Consider the following 1,271-nt stretch of genomic DNA (forward strand, 5'->3'; position numbering starts at 1 on the left):
GTATGTTCCATAGTTGTCAACTTCGAAAATAGTGCCGTCCCGGCAGGTAAGTTGAACCTCACCTGTTCAGGACGGCTGTTTCATTCCTTTCTCAGTAATAATATCCCGGGATGTTAGAGATCGGACAATTTCAGCGGCACAAGGTTTTTCACGGCATCTCTGTACTGTTTTCGCTCTGCCTCAGGCATGGGAATAAGCCCTTTGTCAGCCAGGTACCCCTCACTGCCCCAGGCTTTTTCGCTGGTAAACTCTGCAAGGAATTCCTTCATGCCGGGAATGGTATCCACATGGGCTTTTTTCACATAAAAAAATAGGGGGCGGGAAACCGGGTACTGACCATCGGCAATGGCGTCAAAAGTGGGCTGCACACCATCGATAAAAGAGCCCTGGATCTTGTCCGTATTCTGGTCCAGGAAGCTGAAACCAAAAATACCCATTGTCTGGGGATTGGCCTGGAGTTTCTGAACGATGAGGTTGTCGTTCTCTCCGGCCTCAATGTAGGCACCGTCTTCACGGATGGTATGACAGACAGCCTTGTATTTTTTCTTATCCGCTTTTTTCATCTTTTTGATAAAGTCAAATTTTTTGGCGCCACCTTCCATGGCAAGCTCCACAAAAGCGTCCCGGGTACCGGAGGTGGGCGGGGGGCCCAGTACTTCGATGGCCACGTTGGGCAGGTTGGGATTGACGTCATGCCATGTTTTGTAAGGGTTTTCCACCAGGGTTTCACTGCCGTCTGGGTTGGGTACTTTTGCTGCCAGTGCTTTGAAAAGATCCGTGCGGGAAAGTCTCATGGGAGCAGCTTTTTTGGCGTTGGCAATCACAATACCGTCATAGCCGATTTTAACTTCAACAACGTCGGTCACGCCGTTTTTCATGTCCTTTTCCAACTCGGATTTTTTAATCCTGCGGGAAGAGTTGGTGATGTCAGGGTGCTGAACGCCCACACCGGCACCAAACAGTTTGTGACCGCCGCCGGAACCGGTGGATTCTATTTTCGGGGTTTTATACTGGGTGGTTTTGCCAAACTGCTCCGCCACAACCGTGGCAAAGGGATAGACTGTGGAAGATCCCACAATGGAGATATAATCCCTTGAGGATGCAAACGATGAACCGATACCCATGCCACCAACAAGGGTCAGGGCCATGAGTGTGATAAATAATTTTTTCATTTTTCTCCTTGAACTTTAAAGTTTGACGTTAATTACCAACGTCTTTCAAATTTTTTTCTCAGCATTACTGCCACCGCATTCATGGTGACAAGGAACAGC

1 protein-coding gene is annotated in these 1,271 nt (G+C 48.5%); it reads right to left on the reverse strand.

Annotated elements, in window-relative coordinates:
* Positions 1 to 113: 113 nt before the first annotated feature.
* Positions 114 to 1,172, reverse strand: coding sequence for a PstS family phosphate ABC transporter substrate-binding protein (locus ACYQ2M_RS25060; RefSeq protein WP_459919137.1), 1,059 nt, complete (start codon positions 1,170 to 1,172; stop codon positions 114 to 116).
* Positions 1,173 to 1,271 lie beyond the last annotated feature (99 nt).

The organism is Desulfocicer niacini (assembly GCF_054657595.1).